The organism is Pseudomonas sp. NCHU5216, assembly GCF_052156495.1.
Classification (GTDB): Bacteria; Pseudomonadota; Gammaproteobacteria; order Pseudomonadales; family Pseudomonadaceae; genus Aquipseudomonas.
In genome coordinates this window covers 1-15,587 of sequence record NZ_JBQLIX010000069.1, presented here as the reverse complement: position 1 = coordinate 15,587, position 15,587 = coordinate 1, and the positions used below count along the sequence as shown (strand labels likewise).

Here is a 15,587-nt window from a genome sequence, read left to right as displayed (position 1 = left end):
CAGCGAGGGCCGGATGATCGGGCGGAGGGTTTTGGTTACTTTGCCCGCAAAGTGACTCGCCCGGGAGGGCGAAACCAGAGACATCAACAAAAACGCGGCAATCCGGAACAAGCCCCTAACAAGCAACAAGCACTCACACAAACTTGCCAGTCCGGTGTCAACCAGACACTCCCCTGAAAATGCGATGAACCTGTTTTTAATACCGCGCTGGCAAACTAGATCCTTTTTAGAGGTGCCCTGAACGGGCTCAGGTATCCAGATGCCCGGCGAGGAACTGCCGCAAGCGCCGCTGCATCAGACGCCCCTCGCTGCCCAGACAAGCGATAGGCGAACCCGCCAGGCTCTCCTCGGCTAGATCGGCGCTATCGCCGGCCAGCATCAATGGGCAATCCAGCCCCAGCGCCAGGCGCGCCAACTGACGGGGAAAATCCTCCGCTGGCGGCTGGTTGCTAAACAGCACCAGCGCCTGTGGCTGCATCCGCTCGCAGACCAGTGGCAAGTCGAGCAACGCAATGCCAGGGCCGATGACGCTCACCTCGGTATCGGGCGTGCTCAGCATCAACGCCGCCACCAGCAATTCCAGCTCACGGCAATGCCCCGGCAGCGCAGCCAGCAACACTCGCCCGCTCGCCTCCTCGCGCGCGCCCATTTGCAGGCGCTGCCAGCAACGTGCACGCAAGAAGCCGTCGAGCAGCAGCCATTCGGCGCGCTGCCCCACCTCATCCTGGCGCAACAGCAGCTCCTGCCAGAGCGGCATGAAGATTTCCTGAAACACCACGGGCAAGGGGTAACAGGAGAAGATCTGCCCGTACAGACGCTGCAAGCGCGCCTCGTCGAACCCCTGCAGCGCCTGACGCACCTGCGCCTGCCACTGGTTCCAGTCATCGCTACTGACTTCGTCGTGAACGGGTGCGGCGACGCTGCGATTGCTGGCGCTCTTGGCCAGGATGCTGCCGACCTTGCTGACCGATACACCGCGCTCGATCCAGGCCAGGATGCTGCGCACAGCATCGATGTCGGCCTGTGAATAGAGACGGTGACCGCTGTCGGTTCGGGTCGGCTGGATCAGGCCATAACGCCGCTCCCAGGCACGCAGCGTGACCGGGTTCACCCCAGTCAGGCGCGACACCTCGCGAATCGGGAACAGCTCTTCCTGCTTCAGCGCACTGGACGCTAGAGATGTGGCTCCGGCGGGTTCGGTCATGGCATGGGGATCGCGGCAAGAGAAAAGTTTGGACATTGTAACTCAGCAACGACCACCTTACATTGGACAACAACTATACAGAGGCCCCTCATGCACAACCCCGCCTGGCCCCTGACGCTCTATTACGATGGCGACTGCCCGCTCTGCGCACGGGAAATCCGCTTGCTGCGCAAGCATGCAAGCTCAACGCGCCTGCTGCTGGTGGATATCAGCGCGGCAGACTTCGACCCCGCCGCGTTGGGCCTCAGCCTGACAGCCATGCGCGAACGCCTGCACGCCCGCTGGGCCGACGGCCAGTGGCTGCTGGGGCTGGATGCCAGCCTGTGGAGCTGGCAGGCCGCCGGCCTTGGCACCTGGGTCGCTCCCCTGCGCTGGCGCCCGTTGCGCCCCTTGCTGGAATGGGGCTATCGCCTGTTCTGTCGCCTGCGCCCCCATCTGGCACGCTTACCGCACCCCGACGGTGCAGCGCGCTGCCAAGGTAGCCAGGCCTGCCCGCCGCGAACCCCGCCAGATGGCGAGGCTGGCTAAGCTCGGAAAAACCGGAATAATCCTTGCTGCATTTTCATCGAGCACAACACCCCGTGCTCGATCACGCCCAGTGCCATACCCCGGCACGGGGCAACAGTCGAGGAGATACACCATGTCCCCCGTTACCCTCATGGTGGCGCGCCGCGTCGCCAATGGTCGCTACGACGACTTCATCAACTGGTTGCACGAAGGCGAGCACCTGGCCACCGACTTCCCCGGCTATCTCGGCTCCGGCGTGCTGGCGCCGCCGCCAGGCGACGACGAATTCCAGATCGTGTTCCGCTTCAGCGACGAGCGCACCATGGCCGCCTGGGAGCACTCGGCTTCGCGCCGGGCCTGGCTGAAAAGGGGCGCAGGCCTCTACGCCCAACCTCAGGAAAAACGCGCCATCGGCCTCGATGCCTGGTTCGGCAATGGCCTGCGCCAACCGCCGCGCTGGAAGCAGAGCATCGCCATCTGGCTGGCCTTCTTTCCGGTTTCGCTGGCCTTCAACCTGTTCTTCGGCCCCTGGCTGGCCGATTTCTCGCTGGTCATCCGCGTGCTGCTCTCGACCCTGGCCCTGACGCCATTGATGACCTACCTGTTCATTCCGCTGTCCACCCACCTGCTGGCGCCTTGGCTGCACGGCACCGATGCCACCCGCCTGGACAGGCGCCCGGCCAGCGCCGGCAAGCTCTGACCTCTCCCCTCTCACCTTGCCCATCGGTCAGCCAGGTGCTGACCGATGCCAGCCGGAAACCTGTACAAACAAACCAATTCGTACAGCCAAAGTACAAAAAACGAGAATGTAGGATCGCAAGAAAAAGCCTTTCAAGTCAGGCAAATAGGCCAGTCGTGCCCCTGCAACAATAAAACCCTGCGCTTCGCATGGTTGTACAAGATGCAGCTCTGGTATAGCTTTAATCACGGTCTGGTGCGTACTGCCTGCCACTGGTCAGGTATCCCGAGGCAGTACAGCCAGGCCTTCATCGTCTTATTCATGAGCCGCAAATGAGCGCAGCCAGCTTCCCCATACTGATCACCGGTGCCGGCCAACGAGTCGGCCTGTACTGCGCCGAGCGCCTGCTCGACGAAGGCCAGGCCGTGATCATCAGCTACCGCCAGGAGCGCGATAGCGTTGCGCATCTGCGTGAGCGCGGCGCCATTGCCCTGCAGGCCGATTTCAGCGACGAGGCCGGCATCCTGGCCTTCATCGAGCGGCTCAAGGAGCATTGCGACGGCTTGCGCGCCATCGTCCACAACGCCTCGCAATGGCTGGCCGAAACGCCCGGTGAAGAAGCCGAAGCCTTCCGCCAGCTGTTCAACCTGCACATGCTCGCGCCCTACCTGATCAACCTGCACTGCAGCGAATTGCTGCTGCGCTCGGAGCGGGCCGACATCGTCCACGTCAGCGATGACGTGGTGCGCAAGGGCAGCGCCAAGCGCCCGGCCTATTGCGCCAGCAAGGCCGGCCTGGAAAGCCTGACCCTGTCGTTCGCCGCGCGCCTGGCGCCACGCATCAAGGTCAACGCCATCGCCCCAGCCCTGCTGATGTTCAACGAAGGCGACGACGCGGCCTACCGTAGCCAGGCCCTGGGCAAATCGGCGCTGGGCATCGAACCCGGCCCACAGGCCTTCTACCAGAGCCTGCGCTACCTGCTCGACAACCCCTATGTGAGCGGAACCATCCTCAGCCTAAACGGTGGCCGTCACCTCAAGTGAGGCGACCGCCCCAGGACACTGCCATGAGCCATCCTCTTTCCCAGCACTACCGTGAGATTCTCCTAGGCCTCGGTGAAAACCCCGAGCGCGAAGGCCTGCTCGACACCCCCAAGCGTGCCGCCAAGGCCATGCAGTACCTCTGCCACGGTTATCAGCAATCGCTGGAAGAAATCGTCAACGGCGCCCTGTTCGCCTCCGACAACGATGAAATGGTGATCGTCAAGGACATCGAGCTGTACTCGCTGTGCGAGCACCACCTGCTACCCTTCATCGGCAAGGCGCATGTGGCCTACATCCCCACCGGCAAGGTGCTGGGCCTGTCCAAGGTGGCGCGCATCGTCGACATGTACGCGCGCCGTCTGCAGATTCAGGAAAACCTCACCAAGCAGATCGCCGACGCCATTCAGAACGTGACCAACGCCGCTGGCGTCGCCGTGGTGATCGAGGCCAAGCACATGTGCATGATGATGCGTGGCGTGGAGAAGCAGAATTCGGTGATGAGCAGTTCGGTGATGCTGGGTGCCTTCCGCGAGTCGTGCAATACGCGCCACGAATTCCTGCAACTGATCGGACGGAACAACTGATGCCACGACTGGAACCCGGAATGGCGCGTATCCGCGTCAAGGATCTGCGCCTGCGCACCTACATCGGTATCAAGGAAGAAGAGATCAACAACAAGCAGGACGTGCTGATCAACCTGACCATCCTCTACCCAGCCGTCGATGCCGTAGAGGTCAACGACATCGAGCATGCGCTGAACTACCGCACCATCACCAAGGCGATCATCGCCCATGTCGAAGGCAACCGCTTCGCCCTGCTCGAGCGCCTGACCCAGGAGATCCTCGACCTGATCATGCGCCACGAGGCGGTACGTTACGCCGAGGTGGAAGTGGACAAGCCGCATGCCCTGCGCTTCGCCGAATCGGTGTCGATCACCCTGGCCGGTCACCGCTAGCTTGCCGGCCCAGGTGTGGGCTCTTATCATCGCCGCCACCGTCCTGCCCTGGAGAGTCCGCCATGACCGAGCAAGAACGCCTCGAGCTGGAAGCTGCCGCCTTTCGTGCCCTGGTGCTGCACCTGCGCACGCGTCCGGACGTGCAGAACATCGACCTGATGAACCTAGCCGGTTTCTGCCGCAACTGCCTGTCCAAATGGTACAAGGCCGCCGCCGACGACATGGGGGTCGAGCTCAGCGTCGACCAAGCCCGTGAAACCGTCTATGGCATGCCCTATGCCGACTGGAAGGCCAAGTACCAGAAAGAAGCCACGGCCGAACAGAAAGCCGCATTCGACAAAGGAAAACCCGCATGACCGCCCTCGCCGAGCTGCGCCAGCGCCTGCAGCAAGACGACTTCGCCTTCAGCGAAACCCTGGCCTTCGTTGCCGAACACTATGACTACCAGCCCAGCGCCTTTCGCAACGGTGATGTGGAAAACGCCGCCGGGCAGAACGAGGGCTCCTGCAAGACCCTGGGCCTGGCCCTGCTCGAAGGCCTCAGCGAGGACGAAGCCCTGCGCGCCTTCGGCGAACACTACCGCAGCGTGCTGGCCACGCCGCAAGGCACGGATCACGGCAATATCCGAGCGCTGATGACTCATGGCCTGCAAGGGGTGAAGTTCGAACGCCCGCCGCTGACGCGCAAGGGCTGAAAAAAGCGCAAGAAATTGCGCATCTGTAGCAAAAAGCTGACAGACATCACATCGCCATCACCTTATGCTGCGCGCAATGACAACTGATGGAACACGAGGGAACGTGTTCGGCGCGCAGCCTTGCCTCTTCCCTTCTGTTTCGCGCTCGGCATGGAGTCGTCCGATGCAGCAAACGCTGGTATGGAAACCTTGGCACACCCCTGGCGTGGAATCCCTGCGCCTCACCCATGACGACAAAGGCATTCATGCCGCCAGTCACCTGATGCAGGTGATCAGAGGCGAAAGCATCGCCGCCAGTTACCTGATCGATTGCAACCCGCAATGGCAATTCCGCCGTCTCTGGCTCAAGGTGGAAAACCATGGCCAGCGCCGTCTGTGCCTGCGCCGCGACGAACAGGGCAACTGGCTGGTGGACGGCGTGGCACGCCCGGATCTGCAGGGCTGCCAGCACATCATGCTCTCGGCATCGCCCTTCACCCATACCCCCATCCTGCAGTGCTGCGACCTGCAGGCCGGGCAGAGCCAGGACATGCAGGTCGTCTACATCGACCTGCCCAGCCTGCAGATTCAGGTACGCCAGCAACGCTACGAGTGCCTGAGCATGAGCCCCGAAGAAAGCTTCTATCACAGCCAGACCGAAGGCTGCCTCGGGGAAGAACTGGAGGTCGACGGGCAGACGCTGCTGCTCAACGCCAACGAGCGCTACATGTGCCTGAGCCAGCGCGAGCTGAAGCTCAATGCGCTGGCGTAGGGTGCGCCGTGCGCACCAGCAAACCTAGATCGGCAGTTGGCCAAAGGCCCAACGCAACAGGAAGAACACCAGCAGACCACCGCCGATGGTAGCCAGCAGGTGCCGACTCCAGGCAGCGATGCCGATGGCGGCCAGGCCCGCCAGGAGGTAGGCATTGTCCCAGGCCAGCGCCCAGTGCTGGCCGTCCGGCAGCAGCATGCCAGGCACCACGATGGCCGTCAGCACCGCCGTGGGCACGTAATGCAGGCCCTGGCGTACCAGCGGTGGGAAGCGTAGATCGGGGAAGGCGAACAGGCTGTAGCGGGTGGCGAAGGTGATCGCCAGCATCCCCAGGATCAGCAACCAGATATCCATCAGCCCACCTCCTGCTGCGGCTGGCGTCGTTCCAACCAGACGCCGACGACGATGCCACTGGCCGCTGCGGCCATCAGCCCCAGCTTGTACGGCAGTTCATGACAGGCCAGGGCCACGCCAGCGGCGACCAGCGCCGCCGTGACCTGTGGGCGATTGCGCAGCATCGGTACGACGATGCCGATGAAGGTCGCCAGCATGGCGAAATCCAGCCCCCACTCACCGATATTGGGGATCGCCTGGCCGAACAGCACACCCACCAGCGTACAGGCCTGCCAGTTGAGGTACATGGCCAGTGCCGCACCGAGGAAATACCAGTGCCGATAAGCGCCGGCGTCGCCACGCAGGTAACGCTGCTGCACCACCGCGTAGGCCTCGTCGGTGAGCCAGAAGGCCAACGGCAGGCGCCAGCGTTTGGGCAGGTGGCGCACATGGGGCTGCAGACTGGCGCTGTACAGGGCATGGCGCAGGTTGACCACCAGGGTGGTCAGCAGCACCACGGCGATGCCAGCGCCACCGGCCAGCAGGCTGATGGCGATGAACTGCGCCGAGCCGGCGAACACCAGCGCGGACATGCCGAACGTCTGCCATGGGGCGAGCCCGGCGGCCCCCGCCAGGCTGCCGAAGATGATGCCGAAGGGCATGGCACCGAGCAGCATCGGCAGCATGTCGCGGGCGCCCTGGGTGAATTCGTGATGACGAGACATGGAACCTCCTTGGTGCGCCGAGCCTAACCACTGCTCGACAGGAGGTCTTGAACGATCTTGCGCTTCAGGCCTGGCAAGCCCGCCGATATTCGCCGGGGGCGATACCGTAGGCCTGCTTGAACTGGCGCGACAGGTGGCTCTGGTCGGCAAAGCCCAGTTGCATCGCCACCGACAGCGGTGCACAGCCCTCTCGCAACAAGGCCCGCGCCTGCTCCAGACGTCGCTGCTTGAGCCAGGCATGGGGTGGCAAGCCGGTGGCGCGGCGAAACACTCGAGCGAAGTGAAAGGGCGAAAGGCCGACCTGCCCGGCCAATGCCTCCAGCGACGGCGGCTCGGCCAGGTGCTCGCTCAGCAGCTCGCGCGCCCGGGCCACTGCCTGGGGCTCGCGACCTGCTGTACGTGGCGCAGCGACACGGGCATGACGGCGAAACAGCAGCAACAGTGCCTCACGCCAGGCCAGTTGTTGCTGAAGAGCACTGGCCCCCTGCTCGGACAGGCGATGCAGCTCAATGAAGGCGCGTGCCACCTGCGCATCCTGCAGCACACTGATGGGAAACCCCGGCAGGCCGCCGGTGAAGATATCCAGCTCCGCCAGCACGCTGGCGACCGCCTCCGGCTGCGGATAGAAGCCCCGGTAGCGCCAGCCCTGCTCATGCGCCCTGGAGCCGGTATGCAACTCATCGGGGTTGATCAGCACCATGCTGCCAGCGGCTGCCAGATGATCACCGCCACGGTGGCGAAAGCGTTGCGCGCCGGACTCGATCACGGTGAACACGTAGCCCTCGTGCACATGCGGGGCAAAACGCTGCTGGCGATACTGGGCGTGTAGCAGCTCAACCTTGCCCAGTGCACTGGCCTGCCAGAAACGCGTGTGCTCGCCGCTCATGTTCAGGCGCCGAAGCTCGCTTCCAGTGCCTGACGCACCTGCGGCCATTCCTGGTCGGTGATGCTGTACAGCACGGTGTCGTCGAGGCGACCATCGGCCAGGCGCCGGTGGTTGCGCAGCAGCCCCTCGCGTACGGCACCGAGCTTTTCGATGGCGCGCTGCGAGCGCAGGTTGCTGGCGGCCGTCTTGAGCTGCACGCGCACCATGCCCCAGTTGTCGAAGGCATGCTTGAGCATCAGGTACTTGATGGTGGTATTCAGGCCACTGCCATGCTGCTCACGGTCGAGCCAGGTCCAGCCGATCTCGCAAGCTGGCAGTGCGTTGAGGAAGTCGGCGAAGCGCGTGGTACCCACCAGACGATCACCCAGGCGGATGACGAACGGCAGCGCCCGCTGTTCACGCTGCTCGGCCAGCGCACTGCGGTACCAGTCCAGGCGCAGGGTGCCATTCATGTACAGCAGCTCGTCACGGTTGGCCTCGGCCAGCGTGACCAAGGCCGGGATGTCGTTATCGGCCAACGGCTCCAGGCGCAGCGCACCCCGTTGCAAGGTGACCAATTGCGGTTTGAACATGATGCCCTCTGACGCAGTCGTGAGCCGATCACGCTATCAGGCACGAGCCGGCTACACAATTGGCCCTGCGGCAATCGGCCCGTGCGACCTTGGTCGCAACTGACGCGCGCGCGCTTTGGTGCAACACTGCCCCATGCCCCGCCCTATACAGACGCGGGGCTTCTTTCGTCACCCTGCGTTCCGGAGTGTCCGCATGTCGCTGTCTACCGGGCTGATCGCTGCCGTCGCCCTGCTCTACATGACCGTGCTGTTTTCCATCGCCTTCTATGGCGACCGCCGCAGCACGCCCATGCCGCCGAAGATTCGTGCCTGGGTCTACTCGCTGTCGCTGGCGGTGTACTGCACCAGTTGGACCTTCTTCGGCGCGGTGGGTCAGGCGGCCGAGCAGCTCTGGTCGTTCCTGCCCATCTACATCGGCCCGATCATCCTCATGCTGAGCCTGCCCTGGGTGCTGCAGAAGATGGTGATGATCAGCAAGCAGGAGAACATCACCTCCATCGCCGACTTCATCGCCGCGCGCTACGGCAAATCGCAGTCGCTGGCAGTGGTGGTGGCGCTGATCTGCCTGGTCGGCGTGCTGCCCTACATCGCCCTGCAGCTCAAGGGCATCGTCCTGGGCGTCAACCTGTTGATCGGCGTCGAGGCGCAGAGCACCGGCACCAGCGCCCAGGACACCGCGCTGATCGTGTCGCTGGCCCTGGCCCTGTTCACCATCCTGTTCGGCACGCGCAACCTGGACGTCACCGAGCACCACCGCGGCATGGTGCTGGCCATCGCCTTCGAGTCGCTGGTCAAGCTGCTGGCCTTCCTGGCTGTCGGCGCCTTCGTCACCTTCGGCCTGTACAACGGTTTCAACGACCTGTTCGCCCAGGCTCGCCACACCCCGGAGCTGGACGCATTCTGGGCCAAGGCGGTGAACTGGCCGGCCATGCTGGTGCAGACCGGCATGGCCATGATCGCCATCGTCTGCCTGCCACGGCAGTTCCATGTCAGCGTGGTGGAAAACATCGAGCCCAAGGATCTGCGCCTGGCGCGTTGGGTGTTCCCGGCTTATCTGGTACTGGCTGCGCTGTTCGTGGTGCCTATTGCCCTGGCCGGGCAGATGCTGCTGCCCGCCGGCATCACCCCGGACTCCTTCGTCATCAGCCTGCCGCTGGCCGAGGCACATCCGGGCCTGGCGGTACTGGCCTTCATCGGTGGTGCTTCGGCGGCCACCGGCATGGTGATCGTCGCGTCCGTCGCCTTGTCGACCATGATCTCCAACGACATGCTGCTGCCCTGGCTGCTGCGCCGCAAGAACACCGAGCGCCCCTTCGAGGCCTTCCGCCACTGGATGCTCACGGCGCGGCGCGTCAGCATCGTGCTGATCCTGCTGCTGGCCTACGTCTGCTATCGCCTGCTCGGCGAGGGCACCAGCCTGGCCACCATCGGCCAAGTGTCCTTCGCCGCCATCGGCCAACTGGCACCGGCCATGTTCGGCGCGCTGGTATGGAAGCAGGCCAACCGCCGTGGTGTGTTCGCCGGGCTGATCGTCGGCTCCGCGCTGTGGTTCTACACCCTGGTGCTGCCGCTGGCCGCGCGCGGCATGGGCTGGTCGCTGGCCAGCTTCCCAGGGTTGACCACGTTGCTGCATGCCCCCATCGGCCTGCACGTCGACCCGCTGACCCGTGGTGTGGTGCTGTCGCTGGCCGGCAACATGCTGCTGTTCGCCTGGGTGTCCTGGTTCTCCCGCACCCGGGTCTCGGAGCACTGGCAGGCTGGGCGTTTCATCGGCCACGACCTGGGCATCAAACCCAGCGGTCGCAGCCTGCTGGCGGTGCAAGTGGAGGATCTGCTGATGCTCTCGGCTCGCTTCGTCGGCGAGGAACGCGCCCGGCATAGCTTCATGCGCTTCGCCCAACGCCAGGGCAACACCAAGACCTTCGACCCCAACCAGCCGGCCAACAGCGAATGGATCGCCCACACCGAACGCCTGCTCGCTGGCGTGCTCGGCGCCTCGAGCACCCGTGCGGTGGTCAAGGCGGCCATCGAAGGCCGCGAAATGCAGGTGGAGGACGTGGTACGCATAGTCGATGAAGCGTCCGAGGTGCTGCAGTTCAACCGTGCGCTGCTGCAAGGCGCCATCGAGAACATCACTCAGGGTATCAGCGTGGTGGATCAGAACCTGCGCCTGGTGGCCTGGAACCATCGCTACCTGGAGCTGTTCGAGTATCCCGACGGGTTGATCTACGTGGGCCGGCCGATTGCCGAGATCATCCGCTTCAATGCCGAACGCGGCATGCTCGGCAGCGGCGATGTCGAGGAGAGCGTGGCCAAGCGCCTGTACTGGATGCGCCAGGGCACCGCGCACAGCTACGAGCGGGTGTTCCCCAATGGCCGGGTGATCGAGCTGATCGGCAACCCCATGCCGGGTGGCGGCTTCGTCATGAGCTTCACCGACATCACCGAATTTCGCCAAGCCGAGCGCGCCCTCAAGGAAGCCAACGAGAGCCTGGAACGCCGCGTCGCCGAGCGCACTCAGGAGCTGTCGCAACTGAACCAGGCACTGACCGAAGCCAAGGCCCATGCCGAAGCCGCCAACCAGTCCAAGACGCGCTTCCTCGCTGCCGTTAGCCACGACCTGATGCAACCGCTGAATGCCGCCCGGCTGTTTTCCGCCGCCCTGTCCCATCAGGAAGGCGCCCTGCCGGACGAAGCCCAGGAACTGGTGCGCCACCTCGACAGCTCGTTGCGCTCGGCCGAGGATCTGATCACCGACCTGCTGGACATCTCACGCCTGGAGAACGGCCGCATCACTCCGGATCGCCATCCCTTCGCCCTGGCCAACCTGTTCGACACCCTCGCCGCCGAGTTCGGCGTGCTGGCTGCCGAACAGGGTATCGACCTGCGCGTGCACGGCAGCCAGCAATGGATCGACAGCGATATCAAGTTGCTGCGCCGGGTGCTGCAGAACTTCCTCACCAACGCCTTCCGCTACGCCAAGGGCCGGGTGGTGCTGGGCGTGCGCCGCGAAGGCCAGCAGTTGCGCCTGGAGGTCTGGGATCGCGGCATGGGCATCCCCGAAGACAAGCGCAGGGTGATCTTCGAGGAGTTCAAGCGCCTGGACAGCCACCAGACCCGTGCCGAAAAAGGCCTGGGGCTGGGTCTGGCCATCGCCGATGGCCTGTGCCGGGTACTCGGCCACGGCCTGCAAGTGCGCTCCTGGCCGGGCAAGGGCAGCGTGTTCAGCGTCAGCGTGCCGCTGGCCCGCAAGCCTGCGCCGAAACCGCAGGGCATCGGCGCGCCGGCCAGCGACGCGCAGCCGCTGCAGGGCACTCAGGTGCTGTGCATCGACAACGAGGACAGCATCCTCACCGGCATGCACAGCCTGCTGTCACGCTGGGGCTGCCAGGTGTGGACGGCGCGCAACCGCGTGGAATGCGAGCACCTGCTCAGTGAGGCGGTGCGCCCGCAACTGGCCCTGATCGACTACCACCTGGATGAAGGCGAGACCGGCACCGAACTCATGGCCTGGCTGCGCACTCGGCTGGGCGAGCCAGTGCCCGGGGTGGTGATCAGCGCCGACGGCCGCCCCGAGCTGGTGGCCGAGGTACACGCCGCCGGCCTCGACTACCTGCCCAAGCCGGTCAAACCGGCCGCCTTGCGTGCCCTGCTCAGCCGGCATCTGCCACTGCGCGGTTGAGTGGGCTGACCTGGCGCAAGGTGCGCCAGGCCCGGGCCGCTAGACTGTCAGTAGCTGCCATGCCCAAGGATGCCCCATGTCCGATGCCCTGCAACTGCTGCTCAACTTCGCCAGCGCGCTGGCAGCCGGTCTGCTGATCGGCGCCGAGCGCGGCTGGCAGGAGCGTGACCGGGACGATGCGCGCCTGGCCGCGGGCATCCGCACCTTCGGCCTGAGCGGCCTGCTCGGGGGCTTCGCCCTGCTCCTCGGCGAGCATTTCGGCGTACTGGCCTGGGCCGTGGTGTTCCTGGGTTTCAGCGCGCTGGTGCTGACCTCCTACATCGGCGACCTGACTCAGCATCAGGAACTGGGCATGACCAGTGAGGTGGCGCTGCTGATTACCTTCGCCCTCGGCAGCCTGGCGGTGGCGGGTCAGGCCCCCTTGGCAGCGGCGGGTGCGGTGGCGGTGGCCTTGCTGCTCAGCCTCAAGCGCACACTGCACGGTGCGCTGCAGCACCTGAGCGAGAACGAGGTGTTGGGCGCGCTCAAGTTGCTGTTCATCTCTCTGGTGCTGCTGCCCGCCCTACCCAATCAGGGCTATGGCCCCTGGGGCCTGTTCAACCCCTATGTGATCTGGTGGATGGTGGTGGCCATCGCTGCCATAGGTTTTGCCGCCTACGTCGCCATCCGCCTGGTGGGCACCCGCCACGGTCTGCTGATCACCGCGCTGCTCGGCGGCATCGTCTCTTCCACCGCCATGACCCTCACCCTCGCCCGTCTGCAGGGCAACACGCGCTTGCGGGCCATGCTGGTCTGCGGCCTGCTGGCCACCTCGGCGTTGATGTTTCCCCGCGTGCTGCTGGAAGTGGGCGTGATCGAGCGTGCTCTGCTCGCCCAGCTGTTCTGGCCACTGGCCGTGACCACCTTGGTCTATGCCGTCGGTGCTCTCGCTTTCTATCGCCTGGCCGGTCGCATACCGGAAGAAGGCGGCGAACCACCGCTGAAGAATCCTTTCGAGCTGGCACCAGCACTGCGTTTCGCTGCGCTGCTGGTGCTCATCCTGGCGCTGGTCGAAGGGGCCAGGCACTGGCTGGGGGATGCCGGGGTGTATCTGGTGGCACTGGTGTCAGGGCTGGCGGATGTCGATGCCATCACCCTGTCGCTGGCACGCAGCGCTCAGGCGGGGCTGAATCAGCAGGTGGCCGTGCACGGTATCTTCCTTGCCGCGCTGAGCAACAGCCTGGTCAAGGCCGGGTTGATCCTGCTGATTGGCGGTCGTCATCTGGCGTTGCGCTGCCTGCCGATCATGTTGCTCGGGCTGCTCGCTGGTGCCGCCACCCTGCTGTACTCATGACGAACGCTGCAGGAAGCCCTGCAGCAACTGATTGACCCGTTCACTCAGTTCCCGATTGGCAGCGAGCGGCAGGCCACGACTCAGTTCGGCCTCGATCACCTGCTCCACCAGGGGGCGCAACTGCAACAACTGGGCGCTGAGGTTTTCCAGTTCGCGAGCATGCGGCAGCGGCGCTTGCAGACGCGGATTGACCAATTGCTCGACGATCATCCGCACGATGCCGGTCGACACCCGTTCGATATGGCCACGTATGGTCGCCAGCTCATCGAGCAGTATCGGCAAGGGAATGCCCGCGCGGTAAAGCGCCACCCCGGCAGCCAGCAGCCGTGGGCTGGGCACACGCAGGTGATCGCCAGCGAACTCCAGCAGGCCGAGGGCCTGGGCGCGCTCGATCAATGAATCGTCCAGCGCTTCGCCGAACAGCTCCTGCAGCTCGCTGAACTCCAGACGCGAGGCGACCTCCGGTTGCCCTGGGCCGCGAATCGCTTCGTCCAGCCCCAGAACATGGGCCAGGTCACGCCCCTGCTCCCAGGTTTCCAGCAGTTCACGAATGCTGGCGATGGTGTAGCCGCGTTCGAGCAACTGGCCAATCAGGCGCAAGCGCGCAAGATGCTCGCCATTGTAGATGCCTACCCGGCCACGCCGCTGCGGCGGCGGCAGCAAGCCGCGATCCTGATAGGCACGCACGTTGCGCACGGTGGTCTGTGCGGCGGTAGCCAGTTGCTCGACGCTGAACTCGGCCGGCGTCGCCTCGGCAACCGAGTGACTCATGCCAAGCAGACGTTGCACCAGTGGGGAGGAAATTTTCATGGGCCGATCATAGCCCCGCTCAATGAGGTGCAACAACCGCATGGGCCACCCGAACCAAGGGCTGGACTTGCAGCCTTCAGGCGCCAGTGGCAAGCCCTCATCCGGCCGTAAAACCCGCATGCCAGAGCGTTTTCGCCATGAGGTAACACAACGAGCTCGCCATCAGGGTCGCTAGGCAAGGGCAATCGGGCACATGACAATGACATCGAACGATGTAATAAACCTGCTCTAGGAGCCCCGATGCCGACCCGCCAGCCTCTCTCCTGCCCTACCGAAGGCCTGTCATGAACGCCGCCCTGCCACTCGAACCGCCTGCGCTACAACGGCTGACTGTCCGTGGTGATGGCCTGAACCTGGCCGTGCAGCGCTGGGGCCGGGCAGATGCCACCCCCCTGCTGCTGGTACACGGCTACCCCGATCACCATGGCGTCTGGCTGCCGTTGATCGCCGCATTGGCCGCCGACTATCAGGTCATCACCTATGACGTGCGTGGTTTCGGCGCTTCGGACAAACCACGCCAGCGCCAGGCCTATCGCCTGAAACACCTGGCGCGTGATCTGGAGGCGGTGATCCTGGCCACCAGCCCGAAGCGCCCGGTGCATCTGGTGGCCCACGACTGGGGCTCGATCCAGGCCTGGGAAGCGGTGACCGAGCCACGCATGCAGCCGCTGCTGGCGTCCTATACCAGCCTGTCCGGGCCCTGCCTGGATCACGTCGGCCACTGGCTGCGCGAACGTCTGGCTCAGCGTCGCCTGCGTCCCTGGTTGCAGGCCGGTGGGCAATTGCTCAGCTCCTGGTACATCGCCTTCTTTCATCTGCCGCTGCTGCCCGAACTGACCTGGCGCCTGGGTCTGGATCGCGCCTGGCCCTGGCTGCTGCAGCGCCTGGAAGGCATCGCCCAGCCGCAGCGACACGCCAGCCAGCGCGCCGATGGCATGCACGGTGTGCAGCTCTATCGCGCCAACTTCATCCGCCGCCTGTTCCGCCCGCGCATTCGCACCACGTCGGTGCCGGTGCAGTTGATCGTGGCGCTGCAAGATCGCTTCGTGCGGCCACAGCTATTCGATGATCTGCAGCGCTGGGCGCCCTCACTGACCCGACGCAAGGTAAGGGCCGGGCATTGGCAACTTCTGGCCGAGCCAGGTGAGCTGGCTGGCTGGTTGCGTGAGTATGTGGAGCGTATCGAACAGCAACAGCGCCGGTAGCAGGGCGTTGGAAAACAGCCTTGCCATTGCTGCGTTAATAGTGAGTTCTTTGCATCGGATTGGTTGATACCGGACTGGCAATTTTGTGTGCTTGTTCAGGGGGGCTTGTTCCGAATTGCCGCGTTTTTGCGGATGTTTCTGGTTTCGCCCTCCCGGGCGAGTCACTTTGCGGGCAAAGTAACCAAAACCTTCCGCCCGATCATCCGGC

The 15,587-nt window shown here is 64.5% G+C and carries 17 protein-coding genes; 11 read left to right on the top strand and 6 right to left on the bottom strand.

The genetic code is table 11. The features are described from left to right. Nucleotides 1–247 precede the first annotated feature (247 nt). A complete protein-coding gene (locus ACSVIK_RS25545) occupies nucleotides 248–1,204 on the bottom strand; it encodes a MerR family transcriptional regulator (RefSeq protein WP_442446935.1) in 957 nt (318 codons plus the stop codon). Between the two features lie 90 nt (nucleotides 1,205–1,294). Between ACSVIK_RS25545 and ACSVIK_RS25540 the strand changes: the two genes are divergently transcribed. The 8 genes from ACSVIK_RS25540 (at nucleotide 1,295) to ACSVIK_RS25505 (ending at nucleotide 5,833) form a co-directional block, all read left to right on the top strand. After that, nucleotides 1,295–1,732 carry a thiol-disulfide oxidoreductase DCC family protein gene (locus tag ACSVIK_RS25540; RefSeq protein ID WP_442446934.1) on the top strand — a complete coding sequence of 146 codons (438 nt, stop codon included), beginning with the start codon at nucleotides 1,295–1,297 and terminating at the stop codon, nucleotides 1,730–1,732. A gap of 112 nt (nucleotides 1,733–1,844) precedes the next feature. Next, nucleotides 1,845–2,411: an antibiotic biosynthesis monooxygenase gene (locus ACSVIK_RS25535; RefSeq protein ID WP_442446933.1), complete on the top strand. Its 567-nt coding sequence runs from the start codon at nucleotides 1,845–1,847 to the stop codon at nucleotides 2,409–2,411. A 311-nt stretch (nucleotides 2,412–2,722) separates the two neighbouring features. Further along, nucleotides 2,723–3,433 carry a dihydromonapterin reductase gene (gene folM / locus ACSVIK_RS25530; protein ID WP_442446932.1) on the top strand — a complete coding sequence of 237 codons (711 nt, stop codon included), beginning with the start codon at nucleotides 2,723–2,725 and terminating at the stop codon, nucleotides 3,431–3,433. Nucleotides 3,434–3,456: 23 nt separating this feature from the next. Next, nucleotides 3,457–4,017, top strand: coding sequence for a GTP cyclohydrolase I FolE (folE, locus tag ACSVIK_RS25525; RefSeq protein ID WP_442446931.1), 561 nt, complete (start codon nucleotides 3,457–3,459; stop codon nucleotides 4,015–4,017). Further along, entirely contained in the window at nucleotides 4,017–4,388 is a 372-nt protein-coding gene (folX, locus tag ACSVIK_RS25520) for a dihydroneopterin triphosphate 2'-epimerase (RefSeq protein WP_442446930.1), read from the top strand. The genes folE and folX overlap by 1 nt, the downstream gene beginning before the upstream one ends. 62 nt (nucleotides 4,389–4,450) lie before the next feature. Further along, a complete protein-coding gene (locus ACSVIK_RS25515; RefSeq protein ID WP_442446929.1) occupies nucleotides 4,451–4,744 on the top strand; it encodes a DUF1244 domain-containing protein in 294 nt (97 codons plus the stop codon). Continuing rightward, nucleotides 4,741–5,082 carry a HopJ type III effector protein gene (locus tag ACSVIK_RS25510; protein ID WP_442446928.1) on the top strand — a complete coding sequence of 114 codons (342 nt, stop codon included), beginning with the start codon at nucleotides 4,741–4,743 and terminating at the stop codon, nucleotides 5,080–5,082. Before ACSVIK_RS25515 ends, ACSVIK_RS25510 begins: the two co-directional genes overlap by 4 nt. Nucleotides 5,083–5,245: 163 nt before the next feature. Then, nucleotides 5,246–5,833: a putative glycolipid-binding domain-containing protein gene (locus ACSVIK_RS25505; protein ID WP_442446927.1), complete on the top strand. Its 588-nt coding sequence runs from the start codon at nucleotides 5,246–5,248 to the stop codon at nucleotides 5,831–5,833. 24 nt (nucleotides 5,834–5,857) lie between these two features. On the opposite strand, the gene ACSVIK_RS25500 is transcribed toward ACSVIK_RS25505, so the two are convergent. The 4 genes from ACSVIK_RS25500 to ACSVIK_RS25485 form a co-directional block, all read right to left on the bottom strand. Then, nucleotides 5,858–6,187, bottom strand: a complete 330-nt coding sequence (locus ACSVIK_RS25500) for an AzlD domain-containing protein (RefSeq protein ID WP_442446926.1) — start codon at nucleotides 6,185–6,187, stop codon at nucleotides 5,858–5,860. Further along, a complete protein-coding gene (locus ACSVIK_RS25495) occupies nucleotides 6,187–6,891 on the bottom strand; it encodes an AzlC family ABC transporter permease (protein WP_442446925.1) in 705 nt (234 codons plus the stop codon). Before ACSVIK_RS25495 ends, ACSVIK_RS25500 begins: the two co-directional genes overlap by 1 nt. 64 nt (nucleotides 6,892–6,955) lie before the next feature. Beyond that, entirely contained in the window at nucleotides 6,956–7,777 is an 822-nt protein-coding gene (locus ACSVIK_RS25490) for an AraC family ligand binding domain-containing protein (protein WP_442446924.1), read from the bottom strand. Nucleotides 7,778–7,779: 2 nt separating this feature from the next. Further along, complete coding sequence (locus ACSVIK_RS25485; protein ID WP_442446923.1) at nucleotides 7,780–8,349, bottom strand: GNAT family N-acetyltransferase; 570 nt, start codon at nucleotides 8,347–8,349, stop codon at nucleotides 7,780–7,782. 193 nt (nucleotides 8,350–8,542) lie between these two features. Between ACSVIK_RS25485 and ACSVIK_RS25480 the strand changes: the two genes are divergently transcribed. Both ACSVIK_RS25480 and ACSVIK_RS25475 read left to right on the top strand, forming a co-directional pair. Next, complete coding sequence (locus tag ACSVIK_RS25480; protein WP_442446922.1) at nucleotides 8,543–12,031, top strand: hybrid sensor histidine kinase/response regulator; 3,489 nt, start codon at nucleotides 8,543–8,545, stop codon at nucleotides 12,029–12,031. A 76-nt stretch (nucleotides 12,032–12,107) separates the two neighbouring features. Further along, nucleotides 12,108–13,364, top strand: a complete 1,257-nt coding sequence (locus ACSVIK_RS25475; RefSeq protein WP_442446921.1) for an MgtC/SapB family protein — start codon at nucleotides 12,108–12,110, stop codon at nucleotides 13,362–13,364. Here ACSVIK_RS25475 and ACSVIK_RS25470 read toward each other — a convergent pair. Beyond that, nucleotides 13,359–14,174, bottom strand: coding sequence for a MerR family transcriptional regulator (locus ACSVIK_RS25470; protein ID WP_442446920.1), 816 nt, complete (start codon nucleotides 14,172–14,174; stop codon nucleotides 13,359–13,361). The genes ACSVIK_RS25475 and ACSVIK_RS25470 overlap by 6 nt on opposite strands. Nucleotides 14,175–14,458: 284 nt before the next feature. On the opposite strand from ACSVIK_RS25470, the gene ACSVIK_RS25465 reads away from it, so the two are divergent. Beyond that, complete coding sequence (locus tag ACSVIK_RS25465) at nucleotides 14,459–15,379, top strand: alpha/beta fold hydrolase (protein WP_442446919.1); 921 nt, start codon at nucleotides 14,459–14,461, stop codon at nucleotides 15,377–15,379. Nucleotides 15,380–15,587: the final 208 nt, after the last annotated feature.